General features: G+C 72.3%; 19 protein-coding genes. 5 read left to right on the top strand and 14 right to left on the bottom strand.

Translation table 11 applies throughout. The features are described from left to right. Nucleotides 1–7: 7 nt before the first annotated feature. From OG897_RS10215 to hisI, 3 genes are read right to left on the bottom strand one after another with little or no spacing between them, the layout of a single operon-like run. Nucleotides 8–709, bottom strand: a complete 702-nt coding sequence (locus tag OG897_RS10215) for a TIGR02234 family membrane protein (RefSeq protein WP_266654981.1) — start codon at nucleotides 707–709, stop codon at nucleotides 8–10. A gap of 59 nt (nucleotides 710–768) precedes the next feature. Further along, nucleotides 769–2,253: an anthranilate synthase component I gene (locus OG897_RS10210; RefSeq protein ID WP_266654979.1), complete on the bottom strand. Its 1,485-nt coding sequence runs from the start codon at nucleotides 2,251–2,253 to the stop codon at nucleotides 769–771. 11 nt (nucleotides 2,254–2,264) lie between these two features. Further along, nucleotides 2,265–2,654 (bottom strand): phosphoribosyl-AMP cyclohydrolase, encoded by a 390-nt coding sequence (gene hisI, locus OG897_RS10205; protein WP_266654977.1) that lies wholly within the window; start codon nucleotides 2,652–2,654, stop codon nucleotides 2,265–2,267. Nucleotides 2,655–2,737: 83 nt separating this feature from the next. Between hisI and OG897_RS10200 the strand changes: the two genes are divergently transcribed. Then, a complete protein-coding gene (locus tag OG897_RS10200) occupies nucleotides 2,738–3,370 on the top strand; it encodes a TIGR03085 family metal-binding protein (protein ID WP_266654975.1) in 633 nt (210 codons plus the stop codon). 464 nt (nucleotides 3,371–3,834) lie between these two features. On the opposite strand, the gene OG897_RS10195 is transcribed toward OG897_RS10200, so the two are convergent. The 10 genes from OG897_RS10195 to hisD form a co-directional block, all read right to left on the bottom strand. Beyond that, complete coding sequence (locus tag OG897_RS10195; RefSeq protein WP_266654973.1) at nucleotides 3,835–5,208, bottom strand: MFS transporter; 1,374 nt, start codon at nucleotides 5,206–5,208, stop codon at nucleotides 3,835–3,837. Nucleotides 5,209–5,597: 389 nt separating this feature from the next. After that, nucleotides 5,598–6,815, bottom strand: a complete 1,218-nt coding sequence (locus tag OG897_RS10190) for a cytochrome P450 (RefSeq protein WP_266654971.1) — start codon at nucleotides 6,813–6,815, stop codon at nucleotides 5,598–5,600. A gap of 135 nt (nucleotides 6,816–6,950) precedes the next feature. Next, the gene (hisF, locus tag OG897_RS10185) at nucleotides 6,951–7,706 is read right to left on the bottom strand and encodes an imidazole glycerol phosphate synthase subunit HisF (protein ID WP_266654969.1); all 756 of its coding nucleotides are present in this window, start codon (nucleotides 7,704–7,706) and stop codon (nucleotides 6,951–6,953) included. Continuing rightward, nucleotides 7,703–8,113: a RidA family protein gene (locus OG897_RS10180; protein ID WP_266654967.1), complete on the bottom strand. Its 411-nt coding sequence runs from the start codon at nucleotides 8,111–8,113 to the stop codon at nucleotides 7,703–7,705. The genes hisF and OG897_RS10180 overlap by 4 nt, the downstream gene beginning before the upstream one ends. Continuing rightward, nucleotides 8,110–8,835 carry a bifunctional 1-(5-phosphoribosyl)-5-((5-phosphoribosylamino)methylideneamino)imidazole-4-carboxamide isomerase/phosphoribosylanthranilate isomerase PriA gene (priA, locus tag OG897_RS10175; RefSeq protein ID WP_266656722.1) on the bottom strand — a complete coding sequence of 242 codons (726 nt, stop codon included), beginning with the start codon at nucleotides 8,833–8,835 and terminating at the stop codon, nucleotides 8,110–8,112. Before priA ends, OG897_RS10180 begins: the two co-directional genes overlap by 4 nt. A gap of 8 nt (nucleotides 8,836–8,843) precedes the next feature. Continuing rightward, nucleotides 8,844–9,500, bottom strand: coding sequence for an imidazole glycerol phosphate synthase subunit HisH (hisH, locus tag OG897_RS10170; protein WP_266654965.1), 657 nt, complete (start codon nucleotides 9,498–9,500; stop codon nucleotides 8,844–8,846). After that, nucleotides 9,497–9,664, bottom strand: coding sequence for a hypothetical protein (locus OG897_RS10165; RefSeq protein ID WP_266654964.1), 168 nt, complete (start codon nucleotides 9,662–9,664; stop codon nucleotides 9,497–9,499). The genes hisH and OG897_RS10165 overlap by 4 nt, the downstream gene beginning before the upstream one ends. A 4-nt stretch (nucleotides 9,665–9,668) precedes the next feature. Next, on the bottom strand, nucleotides 9,669–10,262 hold the full coding sequence (gene hisB / locus OG897_RS10160) for an imidazoleglycerol-phosphate dehydratase HisB (protein ID WP_266654963.1): 594 nt from the start codon (nucleotides 10,260–10,262) through the stop codon (nucleotides 9,669–9,671). Then, nucleotides 10,259–11,380 carry a histidinol-phosphate transaminase gene (locus OG897_RS10155; protein ID WP_266654961.1) on the bottom strand — a complete coding sequence of 374 codons (1,122 nt, stop codon included), beginning with the start codon at nucleotides 11,378–11,380 and terminating at the stop codon, nucleotides 10,259–10,261. Before OG897_RS10155 ends, hisB begins: the two co-directional genes overlap by 4 nt. Beyond that, the gene (hisD, locus tag OG897_RS10150) at nucleotides 11,377–12,699 is read right to left on the bottom strand and encodes a histidinol dehydrogenase (RefSeq protein WP_266654959.1); all 1,323 of its coding nucleotides are present in this window, start codon (nucleotides 12,697–12,699) and stop codon (nucleotides 11,377–11,379) included. The genes OG897_RS10155 and hisD overlap by 4 nt, the downstream gene beginning before the upstream one ends. Before the next feature lie 200 nt (nucleotides 12,700–12,899). Between hisD and OG897_RS10145 the strand changes: the two genes are divergently transcribed. From OG897_RS10145 to ybaK, 4 genes are all read left to right on the top strand, one after another. Next, a complete protein-coding gene (locus tag OG897_RS10145; protein WP_266656720.1) occupies nucleotides 12,900–14,447 on the top strand; it encodes an oxidoreductase in 1,548 nt (515 codons plus the stop codon). Between the two features lie 189 nt (nucleotides 14,448–14,636). Beyond that, entirely contained in the window at nucleotides 14,637–15,791 is a 1,155-nt protein-coding gene (locus tag OG897_RS10140) for a hypothetical protein (RefSeq protein ID WP_266654957.1), read from the top strand. 5 nt (nucleotides 15,792–15,796) lie between these two features. Then, complete coding sequence (locus OG897_RS10135; RefSeq protein ID WP_266654955.1) at nucleotides 15,797–16,594, top strand: LON peptidase substrate-binding domain-containing protein; 798 nt, start codon at nucleotides 15,797–15,799, stop codon at nucleotides 16,592–16,594. Between the two features lie 17 nt (nucleotides 16,595–16,611). Then, the gene (gene ybaK, locus OG897_RS10130; protein WP_266654953.1) at nucleotides 16,612–17,112 is read left to right on the top strand and encodes a Cys-tRNA(Pro) deacylase; all 501 of its coding nucleotides are present in this window, start codon (nucleotides 16,612–16,614) and stop codon (nucleotides 17,110–17,112) included. A 342-nt stretch (nucleotides 17,113–17,454) separates the two neighbouring features. On the opposite strand, the gene OG897_RS10125 is transcribed toward ybaK, so the two are convergent. Further along, nucleotides 17,455–18,204, bottom strand: a complete 750-nt coding sequence (locus tag OG897_RS10125) for an ABC transporter permease (protein ID WP_266654951.1) — start codon at nucleotides 18,202–18,204, stop codon at nucleotides 17,455–17,457. Nucleotides 18,205–18,225: the final 21 nt, after the last annotated feature.

Genomic DNA, 18,225 nt, shown 5'->3' with positions numbered 1-18,225 from the left:
CTCCGGGTCACCCTTCGCGCGTCGGCGCCTTCCCCGCGTCGCCGCCGGAATCGGCGGACTCGGCGGTGGGGTCCTCTCCCCTGTCGAGGGCCTTCCACAGCTCCTCGGGACGCTCCGGGTCCGCGGGACGCCGCGCCGCCGCCCGCGCACGCGGCCCGCCCTCACGCTCGTACCGCCCGCCCATGCCCGGCCACCGTCCCCCGAACCGCAAGGCGATCAGCCCGGCGGCCAGGATCAGCACCCCGCCGAAAGCCGTGACGTACGGCCAGCCCGTTTGGGTGAGTCCGCTCACCGTGGCGGCGGCGTCACCCGACAGTTTCGCCGCCTGCTCGTCCAGCGCCGCGTGATCCCCCGCCCCCGCCAGCGAGGCCGCCACGGCGCCCGCCCCGCTCAACGCCAGCAGCGCGGACACCAGCACCCGCCCCGCCCTGCGCACCGCGAACACCGCCACGAGCGCGGCGAGCCCGACGATGGCCAGAGCCGCCGGAACACCGGTGATGGCCTGCCCGTCGGCCTCCAGGGTCTTCGAGCTGATGCCCGCGACGGTGGCGACGCCCGACCGCCAGGTCTGCCCGGAGGCGAGCAGGACGACGGTGGAACCGAGGGCGCCGAGCAGCAGCGCCGCGGCGAGGCTGCGGCGTCCCCCGCCTCGGGAGGCGGCGGGGGCGGGCTCGGCAGGGGTCTGGGGTGTGGGGGGTACGGCGCTCACACCCCCACTATCCCTCACCCCTCCTGCGGTCTCTTCAGCGCCCGAGGTGGTACCCGAGCTCAGTGCCCGAGCCTGTTCGCCGTGTGCACCGCCCGCAGCACCGCGGCCGCCTTGTTGCGGCACTCCTGGTCCTCGGCGACGGGGTCCGAATCGGCGACGACCCCTGCCCCGGCCTGCACGTACGCGGTGCCGTCCCGCAGCAGCGCCGTACGGATGGCGATCGCGGTGTCGGAGTCGCCCGCGAAGTCGAGATAGCCGACGCACCCCCCGTACAGCCCCCGCCGCGTCGGCTCCAGCTCCTCGATGATCTGCATGGCGCGCGGCTTGGGCGCGCCCGACAGCGTCCCCGCCGGGAAGCAGGCGGTCAGCACGTCGAAGGCGCTCCGGCCCGCCGCGACCTGCCCGGTCACCGTCGACACGATGTGCATGACGTGCGAGTACCGCTCGATCGACATGAAGTCCACGACCTCGACCGACCCCGGCTCGCACACCCGCCCGAGGTCGTTCCTGCCGAGGTCCACCAGCATCAGGTGCTCGGCCCGCTCCTTGGGGTCGGCCATCAGCTCGTCGGCGAGCGCCTGGTCCTCCTGCGGGGTGGCGCCCCGGTGCCGGGTCCCCGCGATGGGGTGCACCATGGCCCGCCCGTCCTCGACCTTGACCAGGGCCTCCGGGCTCGACCCGACGACGTCGAAGCCGTCGAACCGGAAGAGGTACATGTACGGCGAGGGATTGGTCGCCCGCAGTACCCGGTAGACGTCCAACGCGCTTGCGCTGCACGGCATTTCGAACCGCTGCGAGGGTACGACCTGGAATGCCTCGCCCGCCCTGATCCGCTCCTTGACGTCCTCGACGGCCGCCTGGTACGCCTCACCGCCCCACTTCTCCGTGTAGACCGGGACCTCGGACGGCGGCAGCGCGGCGGGCGCGGTCGGGACGGCCCGGGACAGGTCGGCCTCCATCGCGTCGAGCCGGGCGACGGCGTCCGCGTACGCCTCGTCGACACCCGTGTCGAGGTCGTTGTGGTTGATGGCGTTGGCGATCAGCAGCACGGTGCCGTACCGGTGGTCGAGTACCGCGAGGTCCGAGGTGAGCAGCATCGTCAGCTCGGGCAGCCGGAGTTCGTCGTCGCCGTGCTCGCCGATCTTCTCCAGGCGGCGCACGATGTCGTACCCGAGGTAGCCGACCATGCCGCCGGTGAACGGCGGCAGGTCACCGGCCAGGTCGCGCGGCGTGTGCAGGGCCTCGACGGTCGCCCGGAGTGCTTCGAGCGGGTCGCCGTCCGTGGGTACGCCGACGGGGGGCATGCCGATCCAGTGGGCGCGGCCGTCCCGGGCGGTGAGGGTGGCGGCGCTGCGGACGCCGACGAAGGAGTAGCGGGACCAGGACCTGCCGTTCTCGGCGGACTCCAGGAGGAAGGTGCCGGGGCGTTCGGCGGCGAGCTTGCGGTAGAGCCCGACGGGGGTGTCGCCGTCCGCGAGGAGCGTGCGGCCGACGGGGATGACGCGGCGGTCCGCCGCCAGCTTGCGGAAGGTCTCCAGATCCATGGCCGCTGACCCTACTTGCCCGGGGTGTCGAGAAGCACGTCGGCGTCGAAGCAGGTGCGCTCGCCCGTGTGGCAGGCGGCGCCGGTCTGGTCGACCTTCACGAGGAGGGTGTCGCCGTCGCAGTCCAGCGCGACGGACTTCACGTGCTGGACGTGTCCCGAGGTGTCGCCCTTGACCCAGTACTCCTGGCGGCTGCGCGACCAGTAGGTGCACCGGCCGGTGGTCAGCGTGCGGTGCAGGGCCTCGTCGTCCATCCAGCCGAGCATCAGGACCTCGCCGGTGTCGTACTGCTGGGCGACGGCGGGGACGAGGCCGTCGGCGGTGCGCTTGAGGCGGGCGGCGACGGCGGGGTCGAGGCCGCTGGCGCGGTCGGGAGTGCTGTGGGGTGCGGGCGTACTCATGGGGTAATTGTGCCGCTTACGGTCCGGGGCGTGGCCTGACGTCCACTGTGCGGACGCCCCCCGGTCGCCGTACCCTGGCCGACATGTCGACCCATGCCAAGCGTGAACGACTCCTTCTCGCCGACCTGTTGGAGGCCGCGGGCCCCGACGCCCCGACCCTCTGCGAGGGCTGGAACGCGCGGGACCTCGCCGCCCACGTGGTGGTCCGCGAACGCCGCTCGGACGCGGCGGCGGGCCTGCTCGTGCCCGCGCTGCGGAGCAGGCTGGAGCGCGTCCAGGCCGAATTCGCCGCGAAGCCGTACGAGGAACTGGTGCAGCTCATCCGGACCGGTCCGCCGCGCCGGTCCCCGTACGCCCTGAAGCAGGTGGACGAGGCGGCGAACACGGTGGAGTTCTACGTCCACGCGGAGGACGTGCGGCGGGCTCAGGCGGAGTGGACGCCGAGGGAACTCGACCCGGTGTTCTCGGACGCGCTGTGGGCGCGGGTGGAGAGGATGGCCCGTGTCCTGGGGCGGAAATCGCCGGTGGGCCTGGTTCTGCGTCGCCCGGACGGGCAGACGGCGGTCGCCCGTCGCGGCACACCGGTGGTGACGGTCACCGGCGAACCCGGCGAGCTGGTCCTCTTCGTTTTCGGCCGTCAGGAGCAGGCTGCGGTGGAAATCGAGGGCGACAAGGAAGCAATCCTCCGCCTCCACAACACCCCCCTCGGCCTCTAACCCCTTCGGCCTCCGCCCCACCCCGCCCCCTGGGGCGCCGCCCAGCCCCCTTGGGCTCCTCTTCCGCCCAGCCCCCTTGGGCCCCGCCTTGCCTCGCCTCCTTGGGCGCCGCCTTGCCTCGCCCCCTTGGGCGGCGCCTTGCCTCGCCCCCTTGGGCGGCGGGGCCGCCCCCCGGGGGGCGGAACGGGCGGGCAAGGGGGCGGCACCCCTCGCTCCGGGCCCACCCCGGAGCCGCCCGCCCTTACCTCGCCCCATGGGTGCGCCGCACCTCGGGGCGCCTGCGGCGGGCCGCCGCAGACCCTTCCCCAAGCTCTCAACTTCGTTCGAGCAGGGGAGACCCCACCCTTCACCTAAACTCGCGAGGCTTGGGGGTCGGACGTGCGGGCGCGTCGTGGCTGGCCGCGCAGTTCCCCGCGCCCCTAACGGGGCGCACCCCGCACAGCAGAGCCACACCGTCCCACGGCCTAGCGGGGCAGCTCCGCCCCCCGCACCTCCCTCGTGCACACCCCCGCCACCGCCGCCATCCCACACAGCACCGCACAGCCGAAGAAGACCGTCGGTACCGACCACACCCCCACCGCCGCCCCCGCCAAGGGGTACATCAGCGGCGCCACCCCCAGGCTGATCAGCGACATCACCGACGTGACCCGCCCCAGATAGGCGGGGGCCGTGTTCGTCTGGACCAGGCCCGCCATGAGGCCGCCGCTCGTCCCCACCAGCAGGCCCATCGGCGCGGCCACCGCCACCGCCCAGGGCAGCGACGGCACCGAGCCGAGCACGGCCACCAGCACGGAGGCCCCCGTGATGGTGGTCAGCCGGACCGTGCCTGCCCTGGCGATACGTTTCGCCACCGTCAGGATCAGCGCACTGCACGCCGCGCCCACGCTGAAGGCGCCCACGATCCAGGCGATGCCGGGCGCGCCCCATCCCCGGTACGAGCACAGCAGCACCATGCCGACGTTGATGACGGGGATGCCGCCCAGCTCGAAGAGGATGTTGGAGGCGACGAGCGGCCCGACCAGCTTGTGCCGCCGCAGGTAGCCGAACCCCGCGGTGAGGTCGTCCCAGACGTTCCGCTTCTTCTCCGGCTCCGAGAGACCGGAGCCCTCCGGAGCGGGCTCCTCCTCCGGCAGCGGCGCCACCCGCAGCGCCACCAGCAGCACCAGCGACACCGCGAACAGCCCACCGGCCACCGCGAACGCCGCCGCGGGCCCGCCCAGCCCCATCGCGAGCCCCGCGACCGGTGCGCCGACGATCCCGCCGAAGCGGTTGGAGAGGGCCTTCATGCCTTGTACGCGGACGAGTTGGTCGGGTCCGGTGATGCGCGGCGGCAGCGCCCCCACCGCCGGGAGGAACATCGCGTCGACCGCACCGAAGACGAGCGCGACGACTACGAGCAGCCACACGGCGGGCCCGCTGATCATCAGCACCGCCGCGATGCCGAGGATCACCACGCAGCGCACCGCGTCCGAGCCGATGACGACCTTGCGCGGGCCGAGCCGGTCGGCGATCACTCCGCCGCCGAGCATCAGGACCGCCCGGGGTATCGCCCCGGTGGCCATGATCATGCCGACTTCGGCGGGTCCGCCCGCCTGTGCCGCCGCCCAGCCGAGCGCGAGGAAGTAGATGCTGTCGCCGACGAGGGAGGCGGCGTACGCGCCGAGCCAGCGCAGCACGTTGCCGTCCCGGTACGCGGGTTTCCCGGCGGGCCCGCCCTGCCCTGCGGCCTCCGGCGCCGCCGCGGCGTCGGGGGCCGCCGCAGCGTCCGGGGCCGCCGTACCGGCCCCTTCGGCGGCCGGGGCAGGATCCCCCGCCGGTTCCACACGTGATTCAGTCATCGCTGCAAAGCCCTCTCAGGGACGGAACCGAAAGCCGAACATCCGGCTGGACGCGGCCCTGCTCGCGCCCCTCCGTGTCACCCGCCGCATCGGCGGCCCGTCCGCGCTCCCGGTACGTGATGATCAAATCGCTCGGCCCTGCGGACATCTGCTGGCACCAACAGTCGGGCCGCGATTCAGCCATGCCCTGGGGCATTCGGCCACTCCGCACCTCGTCGCACTCCCGACGTCACTTCGGTCGGCACCACGTACAACCGGCGCCCCGGACAAGCCGGTTCATGCCTTCGACGGCCTGTGAAGCGATGGCGTCATCGTATCGGAGGGGAAGGTGACGCTTCGTGGCGTATGGCTGAAAAGGGCCTCTCGGTGAGGGGCGTGGAAACGCCCCGTCACCAGCGCACGCGCAGCTTCCGCACGCCTCGGATCAGCGGTCCCGGAATCCACGGTCCGGCGTCCGGCGAACCGTCCGCCGCCAGCTCCGGGAAGCGTTCCAGGAGGCTGCGGAGCGCGATGCGGCCCTCCAGCCGGGCGAGCGGGGCACCGATGCAGAAGTGGATGCCGTGCCCGAAGGCGATGTGACCGCGGGCGTCGCGCCGGATGTCGAAGCGGGAGGGGTCCACGAAGCGCTTCTCGTCCCGGTCGGCGTCGGCCATGACGATCACCACCATGGACCCCGCCGGGATGTGCGCCCCGCCGAACTCGACGTCCTCGCGGGCGATCCTCGGGGTCGAGCCCTCGACGGGACCGTCGTAGCGCAGGATCTCCTCGACCGCCCCGTCGATCAGTCCGGGGAAGTCCGCGCGCAGCAGGGCCAGTTGGTCGGGGTGGTGGAAGAGGGCGCGCAGCCCGTTGCCGATCAGGTTCACCGTCGTCTCGTGCCCGGCGACGATCAGCAGGAAGGCCATGGAGAGCAGTTCGTCCTGGCTGAGCCGGTCGCCCTCCTCGTCGGCGGTGTGGATCAGCGCGCTGAGCAGGTCCTCGCCCGGCGCTTCGCGCTTGGCCTCGATGAGCCCGGTGAGGTACGGCATGGCTGCGGCGTACGCGGCCTGCTCCGCCTCGGGACTCGTGGGCGCCACCGCCTCGTTGGACCAGCCTCGGAAGGAGTCCCGGTCCAGGTCGGGCACGCCGAGCAGGTCGCATATGACGGTCATCGGCAGCGGGAAGGCGAGTGCGTCGATCACGTCGGCGGCGCGCGCCCCGTCCGCCTCCATCGCGTCCAGCAGCGCGTCGGTGATCTGCTGTACGCGCGGTGCGAGGGCCTCGATGCGGCGTGGCGTGAATTCGCGGGCCACCAGGCGGCGCATCCGCGTGTGGTCCGGCGGGTCGCTGAGCAGGACGTGCGCGTTGCCCGGCCCGTGCGCGTAGGCGGGCAGCTCCGGCGCGAGGTGGCCGTGCGTGCGCCAGTCGCGGCTGAACCGGGGGTCCACGTACGCCGCCCGGCACGCCTCGTGCCCGACGACGAGCCACAGGTCCTCGCCGTCCGGGGTGAGCACCCGGTGCACCGGTCCCCGCGCGCGCAGTTCGGCGTAGACGGGGTAGGGGTCGGCGACGAAGTCCGGGCTGAGTCGGAGGAGTTCGACGGCGGGCGGAAGTGCGGGTGCGGACATGGCTGTTCCCCCTCGATTGAGCTTTCCGAGGGGGAACGCTAACCATGATCGATCTTCAACCACAGCTACTTTTACGACACTTGAACGAAGAACCAGTCAGAAGAACCCGTCACAAGGACCCGTCGGAAGAAGCCGTCAGCGCACCGGGTGGCCTGCGCTGCTGAGAGCCGCCTTGACCTCGCTGATCCGCAGGTCCCCGAAGTGGAAGACCGAGGCCGCCAGGACGGCGTCCGCACCGGCGCCGACGGCCGGGACGAAGTGCTCCAGCCTGCCCGCGCCGCCGCTCGCGATCACCGGGACCGTGACGTGCTTCCGTACGGCCGCGATCATCTCCGTGTCGTAGCCGTCCTTGGTGCCGTCGGCGTCCATCGAGTTGAGCAGGATCTCGCCCGCGCCCAGTTCGGCGGCCCGGTGCGCCCATTCGATCGCGTCGATGCCCGCCGAGCGGCGGCCGCCGTGCGTGGTGACCTCGAAGGAACCGGCTGCGGTGCGCCGGGCGTCCACGGAGAGGACGAGCACCTGACGGCCGAAGCGTTCGGCGATCTCGCGGATGAGGTCGGGGCGTTCGATGGCCGCCGTGTTGACGCCCACCTTGTCGGCCCCGGCCCGCAGCAGCTTGTCGACGTCGTCCGCGGTGCGGACGCCGCCGCCGACGGTCAGCGGGATGAAGACCTGCTCGGCGGTGCGGCGCACCACGTCGTAGGTGGTCTCGCGGTCGCCGGAGGAGGCGGTGATGTCGAGGAAGGTCAGCTCGTCGGCGCCCTCGGCGTCGTACAGCTTGGCCATCTCGACGGGGTCGCCCGCGTCCCGCAGGTTCTGGAAGTTGACGCCCTTGACGACGCGCCCGTCCGTGACGTCCAGGCAGGGAATGACCCGTACGGAGACGCTCATGCGGCCCCTCCCCGGTACGCCTCCACCTCGACCTCGACGACCAGCGAGGGGTCGACGAAGCCGGAGACGATCAGCATCGACGCGACCGGGCGGATCGCGTCGAAGAGCTCCTTGTGGGCACGGCCCACCTCGTCGACGTCGCGCGCGTGCGTAATGTACATACGGGTGCGGACGACGTCGGCGCGGGTCAGGCCGAGCTCTTCGAGGGCCTTCTCGGCGACGCCGAAGGCGGCCCTGGTCTGTTCGTACGGGGTTCCGGCGTCGATGACACCGTCCACGACGGACGTGCAACCGGACACCAGCACGAGGCCGCCCGGGAGTTCCACGGCACGGGCGTAGCCGAACCGCTCCTCCCAGGGAGCGCCCGTCTGGATGCGCCGTACGGAGGACTCGTTCGACGAGGTCATCGGGAGACCGCCTCCAGCGCCTCTTCGAGGGTGAACGCCTTCGCGTACAGCGCCTTGCCGACGATCGCGCCCTCGACGCCGTCCGGCACCAGGGAGGCGATGGCCCGCAGGTCGTCGAGCGAGGAGACGCCGCCGGAGGCCACGACGGGCTTGTCGGTGGCGGCGCAGACGTCTCTCAGGAGTTCCAGGTTGGGGCCCTGGAGCGTGCCGTCCTTGGCGATGTCGGTGACGACGTACCGGGCGCAGCCCTCGGAGTCGAGGCGGGCCAGGGTCTCGTACAGGTCGCCGCCGTCGCGGGTCCAGCCCCGGCCGCGCAGCGTGGTGCCGCGTACGTCCAGGCCGACCGCGATCTTGTCGCCGTACCGGGAGATGACCTTGGCGACCCACTCGGGGGTCTCCAGCGCCGCGGTGCCGAGGTTGACGCGCTTGCAGCCGGTCGCGAGGGCCGCCTCCAGTGACGCGTCGTCGCGGATGCCGCCGGAGAGCTCGACCTTGATGTCCATGGCGGCGGCGACCTCGGCGATGACCTTCCGGTTGTCGCCGGTGCCGAAGGCGGCGTCCAGGTCGACCAGGTGCAGCCACTCGGCGCCGGACTTCTGCCAGGCGAGGGCCGCCTCCAGCGGGGAGCCGTACGACGTCTCGGAGCCGGACTCGCCGTGCACGAGGCGGACGGCCTGGCCGTCGCGGACGTCGACGGCGGGCAGCAGTTCGAGCTTGTGCAACGAAGACATCAGAGGGTTCCGATCCAGTTGGTGAGCAGCTGGGCTCCGGCGTCGCCGGACTTCTCGGGGTGGAACTGGGTCGCCCACAGCGCCCGGTTCTCGACGGCCGCCACGAAGGGCTCGCCGTGCGTGGACCAGCTGACGCGCGGGGCACGGATCTTGGGGTTGGTGACTTCGAGCGACCAGTCGTGGACGGCGTAGGAGTGCACGAAGTAGAACCGCTCGTCGGCGTCCAGGCCCGCGAACAGCTCGGAGCCCGGGGCCGCCTCGACGGTGTTCCACCCCATGTGCGGTACGACGTCGGCCTTGAGCGGCGCGACCTCGCCGGGCCACTCGTCGAGCCCCTCGGTCTCGACGCCGTGCTCGATGCCGCGCTCGAAGAGGATCTGCATGCCGACGCAGATGCCCAGCACCGGGCGTCCGCCGGACAGGCGGCGGCCCACGATCCAGTCGCCGCGCGCCGCGCGCAGCCCCTTCATGCAGGCGGAGAACGCGCCGACGCCGGGCACCAGCAGCCCGTCCGCGTTCATCGCGGTGTCGTAGTCGCGGGTGATCTCGACGTCCGCGCCGACCCGGGCGAGCGCCCGCTCGGCGGAGCGGACGTTACCGAAGCCGTAGTCGAAGACGACGACCTTCTTCGACGTGCCGTTTTTACCGATCGTCATTCCCAGATTCCCTGAATACGCATGACGCCCGCGGCGATGCACATCACCGAGGCGAGGCCGAGCAGCACGATGACGCCCTTGGGCATCTTCTGCTTGGAGAAGGAGATGACGCCGCCGAGCAGGAAGAGCCCGACGACGATCAGGATGGTGTTGAGACCGTTCATGGGGTTACAGCGCGCCCTTGGTCGACGGGAGGATTCCGGCGGCGCGCGGGTCGCGCTCGGCGGCGTAGCGCAGTGCCCGCGCCAGGGCCTTGAACTGGCACTCCACGATGTGGTGCGCGTTGCGCCCGTACGGCACGTGGATGTGCAGGGCGATCTGCGCCTGCGCGACGAAGGACTCGAAGATGTGCCGGGTCATCGTCGTGTCGTACGCGCCGATCATCGGTGCCATGTTCTCGGGCTCGGTGTGCACGAGGTACGGGCGGCCGGAGAGGTCGACGGTGACCTGGGCGAGGGACTCGTCCAGCGGGACCGTGCAGTTGCCGAAGCGGTAGATCCCCACCTTGTCGCCGAGGGCCTGCTTGAAGGCGGCGCCCAGTGCGAGGGCGGTGTCCTCGATGGTGTGGTGGGTGTCGATGTGCAGGTCGCCGTCCGTCTTGACCGTGAGGTCGAAGAGGCCGTGGCGGCCGAGCTGGTCGAGCATGTGGTCGTAGAAGCCCACGCCGGTCGACACGTCGACCTTGCCGGTGCCGTCGAGGTCGATCTCGACGACGACCGAGGTCTCCTTGGTGGTGCGTTCGACCCGTCCTACGCGGCTCATGCGTTTCGCTCCTTCTTGCCCAGGTCAGTGGAGATCGCGCGTACCGCTTCCAGGAACGCGTCGTTCTCTTCGGGGGTGCCTGCCGTGACCCGCAGCCAGCCGGGTACGCCGTTGTCCCGGACCAGTACGCCCCGGTCGAGGATCCGCTGCCACACGGCGTGCGCGTCGTCGAAGCGGCCGAACTGGACGAAGTTGGCGTCCGAGTCGGTGACCTCGTAGCCCAGCGCCCGCAGCTCGGCGACCAGGCGGTCGCGCTCGGCCTTCAGCTGTTCGACGTACCCGAGCAGGGTATCGGTGTGCTCCAGCGCGGCGAGCGCGGTGGCCTGGGTGACCGAGGACAGGTGGTACGGCAGGCGCACCAGCTGGACCGCGTCCACGACCGCCGGGTCGGCGGCCAGGTAGCCGAGGCGCAGTCCGGCCGCGCCGAACGCCTTGGACATGGTGCGGGAGAGCACCAGGTTCGGGCGGCCCTCGATCAGCGGGAGGAGGGAGGCCCGGTGGCTGAATTCGCCGTAGGCCTCGTCGACGACGACCAGGGACGGCTTGGCGGCCTGGGCGGCTTCGTACAGGGCGAGGACCGTGTCGGCCTCGACGGCGGTGCCGGTGGGGTTGTTGGGGCTGGTGATGAAGACGACGTCGGGCTGCTGTTCGGCGATGGCCTTCGTGGCGGCTTCGACGTCGATGGTGAAGTCGTCGTTGCGCGGCCCTGAGATCCAGCCCGTGCCCGTGCCGCGCGAGATGAGCGCGTGCATCGAGTACGAGGGCTCGAAGCCGATGGCGGTGCGTCCGGGGCCGCCGAAGGTCTGGAGGAGCTGCTGGAGGATCTCGTTGGAGCCGTTGGCGGCCCAGAGGTGCTTGACCGTGACGTCGTGGCCCGCGGTCTTCGTCAGGTACTTCGCCAGTTCCGTCCGGAGCTCGATCGCGTCCCGGTCGGGGTAGCGGTTGAGGGTGCGGGCGGCTTCGCGGACGCGCTCGGCGATGCGGTCGACGAGGGCGTCGGGGAGCGGGTACGGGTTCTCGTTGGTGTTCAGCCGGACGGAGACGTCCAGCTGGGGGGCGCCGTAGGGGGACTTGCCGCGCAGCTCGTCGCGGATGGGGAGGTCGTCGATACGCGTCACTTGTTCGGCACCTTCCACGCGAAGCGCGCCTTGATCGCCGCACCGTGCGCCGGGAGGTCCTCCGCCTCCGCGAGCGTCACCACGTGGTGGGCGACGTCGGCGAGGGCCTCGCGGGTGTAGTCCACGACGTGGATGCCGCGCAGGAAGGACTGGACGGACAGGCCCGAGGAGTGGCAGGCGCAGCCGCCGGTGGGCAGGACGTGGTTGGAGCCCGCGCAGTAGTCGCCGAGGGACACCGGGGCGTACGCGCCGACGAAGATCGCGCCCGCGTTGCGGACCCGGTCGGCGACGGCGGCCGCGTCGCGCGTCTGGATCTCCAGGTGCTCCGCCCCGTACGCGTCGACGACCTTGAGGCCGTCCTCCAGGGAGTCCACCAGCACGATCGCGGACTGCCGCCCGGCGAGCGCCGGAGTGATCCGCTCCGCACGGTGCTTGCTGGCGTCCACCTGCGGTACGAGCTCCCGCTCGACGGCGTCGGCCAGTGCGGCGGAGTCCGTCACCAGGACGGCGGCGGCGAGCGGGTCGTGCTCGGCCTGGGAGATCAGGTCGGCGGCGACGTGCACCGGGTCGGCACTGTCGTCGGCGAGGACGGCGATCTCGGTGGGACCGGCCTCGGTGTCGATGCCGATGCGGCCGGTGAAGTAGCGCTTGGCGGCGGCGACCCAGATGTTGCCGGGGCCCGTGACCATGTTCGCGGGCGGGCAGGACTCGGTGCCGTACGCGAACATCGCGACGGCCTGGGCGCCTCCGGCCGCGTACACCTCGTCGACGCCCAGCAGGGCGCAGGCGGCGAGGATCGTCGGGTGCGGGAGGCCGCCGAACTCCCTCTGCGGCGGCGAGGAGAGGGCGATCGACGCGACGCCCGCCTCCTGCGCCGGGACCACGTTCATGATCACGGACGACGGGTAGACCGACAGGCCGCCGGGCGCGTACAGGCCGACCCGGTCGACCGGCACCCACTTCTCGGTGACCGTGCCGCCGGGCACGACCTGGGTGGTGTGGGTGGTGCGGCGCTGTGCGCGGTGGACGAGCCTGGCCCGCCGGATCGACTCCTCCAGAGCGGCCCTGACCTCGGGGTCGAGCTTCTCCAGCGCGTCGGCGATCGCCTGCGCCGGGACCCGGACCTCGGTCAGCGTGACCCCGTCGAACCTCTCCGCGTACTCGATCAGCGCCGCGTCGCCACGATGATGCACGTCCTCGCAGATGGGCCGCACCTTCTCCAGGGCGGCGGTCACGTCGAAGTCGGCTCGGGGCAGCAGGTCGCGCAGGGCTCCACCCTCGGGGAGGGCGTCACCGCGCAGATCGATTCGTGAGATCACGTACCCAATTCTCGCAGACCGCTTCCGGCCACCGGTCGCCCGTATCACTGACTGATACGAGCCACAGGGGTCCCGGCCGTCACCGGTGACGGCTAGCGTGCACTGCGTTACGTAGCGGATCGAGGGGATGGGGCGGCGCAGTGACCGAGGCGCAGCGGGACGACGAGGCGCCGGACTGGCTCAGCGCGGCGGAACTGGGAATGTGGCAGTCGTACCGCAACGGCACCACGTACGACCTGCGGGTGCAGCAGCCCCTCGCCGACGACCCGATGGCCGCGCGCTCCTGGGGCCCCGAGCGCACGGTGCGCGCCCGCGTGGTGGCGCTCCTGCTGCTCAGCGGGCCGGAGGCGCGGCCGGGGCGGGTGGCGGCGCTGAAGCTGCGCGGGGTGCAGATCACCGGGGTGCTCGACCTGTCGGGCGGCACGGTCGCCCCGTACGTGGAGATGAACGGCTGCCGCTTCGACAGCGAACTCCTGCTGCCGGAGTGCCGGTTCACCACCCTGCGGCTGGTGGGCTGCTCGATCCCCCGGGTCGAGGCCGCCCGGCTGCACACGGAGGGTGATCTGCATCTGCCCCGCTGCCGGGTGGAGAACGGGGTGCGGCTCACCGACGCGCAGATCGGCACGGACCTGCTGATCAACCAGATCGTGGTGGGGCGGGACCGGCGCGGGAAGTCGATCCTGGCGGACGGGTTGTCGGTGGCCCAGGACCTCCAGGCGGAGCTGATCGAGACGCACGGCGAGATCAGCCTGCGGGGCGCGAAGGTGGGCGTCTCGCTGAGCCTGCGCGGCAGCCGCCTGACGAATCCGTACGGGAAGCGGGCACTCAACGCCCCGCAGCTGACGGTAGAACGTTCGCTCTACCTCACCCCGGCGGGGCTCTCCTCGCAGACGTACGGCAACACCACGCCCCCGTTCGGGCTGGGCCGGGGCGTCGGCAACACCCCCGCCCGGGGCACCCGGATGCAGCGCTTCGAGTGCCAGGGCGGGCTCCGCCTGGACGACGGGCGCTTCGGCGACGCCGTCGACCTCCAGGACGCGCGCTTCACCCTGGAGAACGACCAGGAACTGTCGCTGCGCCGCATCCAGACCCCGGAACTGCGCTTTCTGGGCGAGCGGCCCGAGCGGGGGAGGGTGGTGCTCTCCGGCGCGAAGATCATCACCCTGGTCGACAAGTCGACGAGCTGGCCGGGGCCCGGGCATCTGTCGATGGGCGGCTTCGCCTACGAGAACCTGGTCCCGATCGGCCACTTCCCGCTGGCCAGGCGACTGGAGTGGGTGACGGCCGCGACCCCCGAGTACGCCCCGGAACCGTACGAGCGGCTGGCCGCCGTGAAGCGCAACAGCGGCGAGGACTCCGAGGCCCGCGAGGTCCTCCTCACCAAGCAGCGCCGTCGGCGCGAGACGCTGCCGCTGGCCGGGAAGGTGTGGGGCGTCCTCCAGGACTGGACGGTGGCGTACGGATACCGGCCGGGCCGGGCCGCCCTGTGGATGGCGGTCCTCTGGGCGGCGGGCACCCTCGCCTTCTCCCGCTACGACCCCCAGCCCATCAAGCCCGACGAACACCCCCAGTGGAGCGCCCCCCTCTACGCCCTGGACCTCCTCGTCCCGGTCATCAACCTCGGCCAGGACGGCTACTGGCTCCTGAAGGGCGGCTGGCAGTGGGTGGCCGCCGCCCTGATCCTCCTCGGCTGGATCCTCGCCACCACGGTCGCGGCAGGCGCCTCCCGACTCCTGCGGAGGGGCTAGCCGACCCCTGCGCGGAGCCCCGCCCCGGCCCCGTTCACCCCGCCCCCACACGCCCTCCCCCTCCCCGCCCCGTCCACCGTCTTTCTTTACCGTCCCTTGACCAAAATCCGTACAACCTTCGCGCCGCTACCAAAGCTTCACAGACCGCCCCTGGCACCCCGCTCACCTGCGGTTTTCAATGGCTGGACCATGTCTTTCCTTCGCGCCCTGATGAGCACCGCACGCCGTGCCCGCCGGGTCTCCCCGGCCCCGCCCGGCGGACCGTCCACTGCGTCCTCGACGGCCACTGCGTCCTCGACGACCACTGCGTCCTCGACGGCCTCGGCGGCCTCGACCGACGAGGACCTGCTGCTCGACGCCCCCGACGCGCGCATGGCCCCCGCGCTGGTCGCCGCCGCCCAGGGCGGCTACGCACCGGCCGCAGCCCTCCTCGCCGCGACCCGCGAAGGCGCCGAGTGGGAGAACCGCGACCGGTACACGCTGCGGCTGGCCGCGTTCGCCCACCACCGCCAGGACTGGCTCACCGACTGGCTGCTGGCCGACCCTTCGGACCCCGACGCCCTCCTCATCAAGGCCGAGCTCGAAGTCCGCAGAGCGCTGGAGTCCCCCTCCCCCGCCGACCGCCTGCGCCCCGCCGGGCCCCTGATCGACGCCGCCGCCGCAGGCGCGCCCAGCGACCCGGTGCCCTGGCGCATCGCCCTGGACCACGCACGCGGCACGCAGGCCGCCCACGACACCTTCGAGGCCCTGTGGGGCCAGGCCGTCCGCCGTTCCTCCCACCACTACGGCTGCCACGTCGCGGCCCTGAAGTACCTCGCCGCCCAGGGCTCCACGTACCGCGAGTGCTTCGACTTCGCCGAGCAGGCCGCCGACGACGCGCTCCCCGGTTCGCTCGTCCAGGCCCTCCCCCTGCGCGCGGCCTTCACCCTGCTCGCGGACCGGCCCCCGGTCCGGGACGCGGCCCTCGCGCCGGGCGGGCACCCCCTCGCCCCGGACCTGACCGCCCGCGTCGACAAGGCCGCCGACCTGGCGATCACCCTGTCCGCCGAGTACGCGCCGGGCGACCCGTGGGCGGCGGAGGTGCGCAACCTCCTGGCGTACGTCCTGGTGGGCCGCGAGCGGTGGACGGACGCGGTCGAGCAGTTCCGCCTGATCGGCCCGTACGCGACGTCGTTCCCGTGGGCCTCCCTCACCGAGGACCCGCTCGGCCGGTTCCTCGAACTGCGGGACGCGGCACGCTCCCGGGCCACCACCGGAGCGGCCCCTTCGGCGGGCCGCGCGAAACCCGAGGGGGTCCGTAAATGGACTCCCGGACGCAGCAGGTCCGACGGCCATTACGCTTGAGCGCTGTGACCACCGCTCGCCTGCCGCTCTTCCCGCTCAACTCGGTGCTGTTCCCCGGCCTCGTCCTGCCGCTGAACGTGTTCGAGGAGCGTTATCGCGCCATGATGCGCGACTTGCTGAAGTCGTCCCCCGACTCCCTCGCCGACGGCGGTCCCGATGCCGTCCCCGACGACGGTACTCAGGACGACGAGGCGCGCCGCTTCGCGGTCGTGGCGATCCGCGACGGCCGGGAGACCGCCCGCACCGCGACCGGCATGCCCGACGACCCCACCGCGATGACGGAGCAGGGCCCGGCGGCGGGCTTCGGCGCCGACCCGATCCAGGCGTTCCACCGGGTGGGCTGCATCGCGGACGCGGCGACGATCCGCGAACGCGAGGACGGCAGCTTCGAGGTCCTCGCCACCGGCACGAAGCGGGTGAAGATCCTCTCCGTCGACGCGACCGGCCCCTACCTCGTCGCCGAGCTGGAAGAGCTGGACGAGGACCCGGGCGACGAGGCGGGCGCGCTCGCCGAGGGCGTGCTGCGCGCCTTCCGCGCGTACCAGAAGCGGCTGGCGGGAGCGCGTGAGGCGACCCTGACGTCGGCCGCCGACCTCCCCGACGAGCCGTCCGTCGTGTCCTACCTGGTCGCGGCGGCCACCATGCTCGACACCCCGACCCGGCAGCGGCTCCTCCAGGCCCCGGACACGGCGACCCGGCTGCGCGAGGAGCTGACGATCCTGCGCCAGGAGACGGCCCTGATCCGCCACCTCCCCTCCATCCCGGCCGAAGCCCTCACCCGGGCCCCGACCTGCCCCAACTGACCGAGGGATTACGTACGTTGGCGAAGAAGAAGCAGGCCGCGCAGACGGGCGGGACCCCGGCGACGGTGGCCCTCACGGCGGCGGGCGCCGCGTACACGGTGCACGCGTACGCCCACGACCCGGCGGCGGCCTCGTACGGCGAGGAAGCCGCGCAGGCCCTCGGCGTCACCCCCGACCGCGTCTTCAAGACCCTCGTCGCGGACATCGACGGGACGCTCACGGTGGCGGTCGTCCCGGTCGCGGGCACGCTCGACCTGAAGGCCCTCGCCTCGGCGGTCGGCGGCAAGAAGGCGGTCATGGCGGACCCGGCGGCGGCGGAGCGCACCACGGGCTACGTGCTCGGCGGGATCTCCCCCCTCGGCCAGCGCAGGAAGCTCCGTACGGTGCTGGACTCCTCCGCCTCCTCCCACGCCACGATCTGCGTGTCGGCGGGCCGCCGGGGCCTGGAGGTCGAGCTGGCCCCCGGGGACCTGGCCGCACTCACCTCGGCGGTCCTCGCCCCGATCGGTCGCGCGTAGGGTCTCGACGGCTTGCCGATCCTCCACTAGGACCTAGGGAAACGGTCCGACCGTGAGGGGTGTGACGCAATGTCCAAGAAGACCCGCAAACGGAAGTGGCGCGTCAAGAAAAACAAATCCAACCACGGCAAACGCCCGGCCTAGCCCCCTGGGACGGCAGGACCTGCCCCCTCCGCCTCCGCCAAGCCTCCTACGCCTCCGCCCAGCCCCCTTGGGCGGCGGGGCCGCCCCCCGGGGGCGAGTGGGGTATCCCCTGCTCGAACGAAGTTGAGAGCTTGGGGAAGGGCGGGCAAGGGGGCGGCCCCCCTCGCTCCGGGCCCACCCCGGAGCCGCCCCGCCCCGCTACCGCCCCGCCCCGTCCGACGGCCCCGAGCCGGGAGCCGCATCCGAGACCGGAGCCGAATCCTGACCCGGAGCCGAATCCGAGACCGGAGCCTGGGCCGGAGCCCCGTAATACGCCCCCCACTCGAACTCCGGCTCCGGATCCCGCACCCCCCACACCGCCGTCAACCCCAGATGCACCAGCACCGCCCCGAACGGCCACGCCAACAACGCCCCCTTCGCCCCCAGCTTCAACGGAGCGTCGAAGGCGACCCCCACCCCCACCGCCTTCGCCTGCGCCACCACATCCGCCGAAGGGCCGAACCAGCCCCCGGCCATCCACCCCAGCCACGCCCCCATCAGCGCACCCAGCGCCAGGGCGACGACCATCGGGATCCCGCCCCGCCGGTGGAACAGGAAGGCTCCCAGCCCCGTCAGAAGGCCCAGCCCCAGCGACAGCAGCACGAAGACGCCGTCGGCCCCCGCCGCCGCCTCCCCCTCGGTGTCCTTGAGGAAGACCGCCTTGTCGGTCGAGATCAGCGGCACCTTCGGCGCCAGCCACGCCCACAGCACGCCAAGCAGCAGCCCGGCCACCGCGGTCACCACGAGCACCACCAGTGCCTTGCGGATGTCCGTGGCCAGTTCGCCGGAGTCGCGCCCGCCCCCGATCGGCGGGTACGTCGCTTGGGTCGCTCCGTCCCCGTACCCCTCGGGCGTCTGCCAGGGGTCGTGCGGCGAAGGCTGGTGAGGCGGTGTCAGAGGAGCGGTCACCCTGACATCGTGCCAGGCGCG

Source organism: Streptomyces sp. NBC_00237 (assembly GCF_026342435.1).
Classification (GTDB): domain Bacteria; phylum Actinomycetota; class Actinomycetes; order Streptomycetales; family Streptomycetaceae; genus Streptomyces.
Note: the sequence above shows the minus strand (reverse complement) of the source record. Positions and strands in the feature narration are given on the sequence as shown.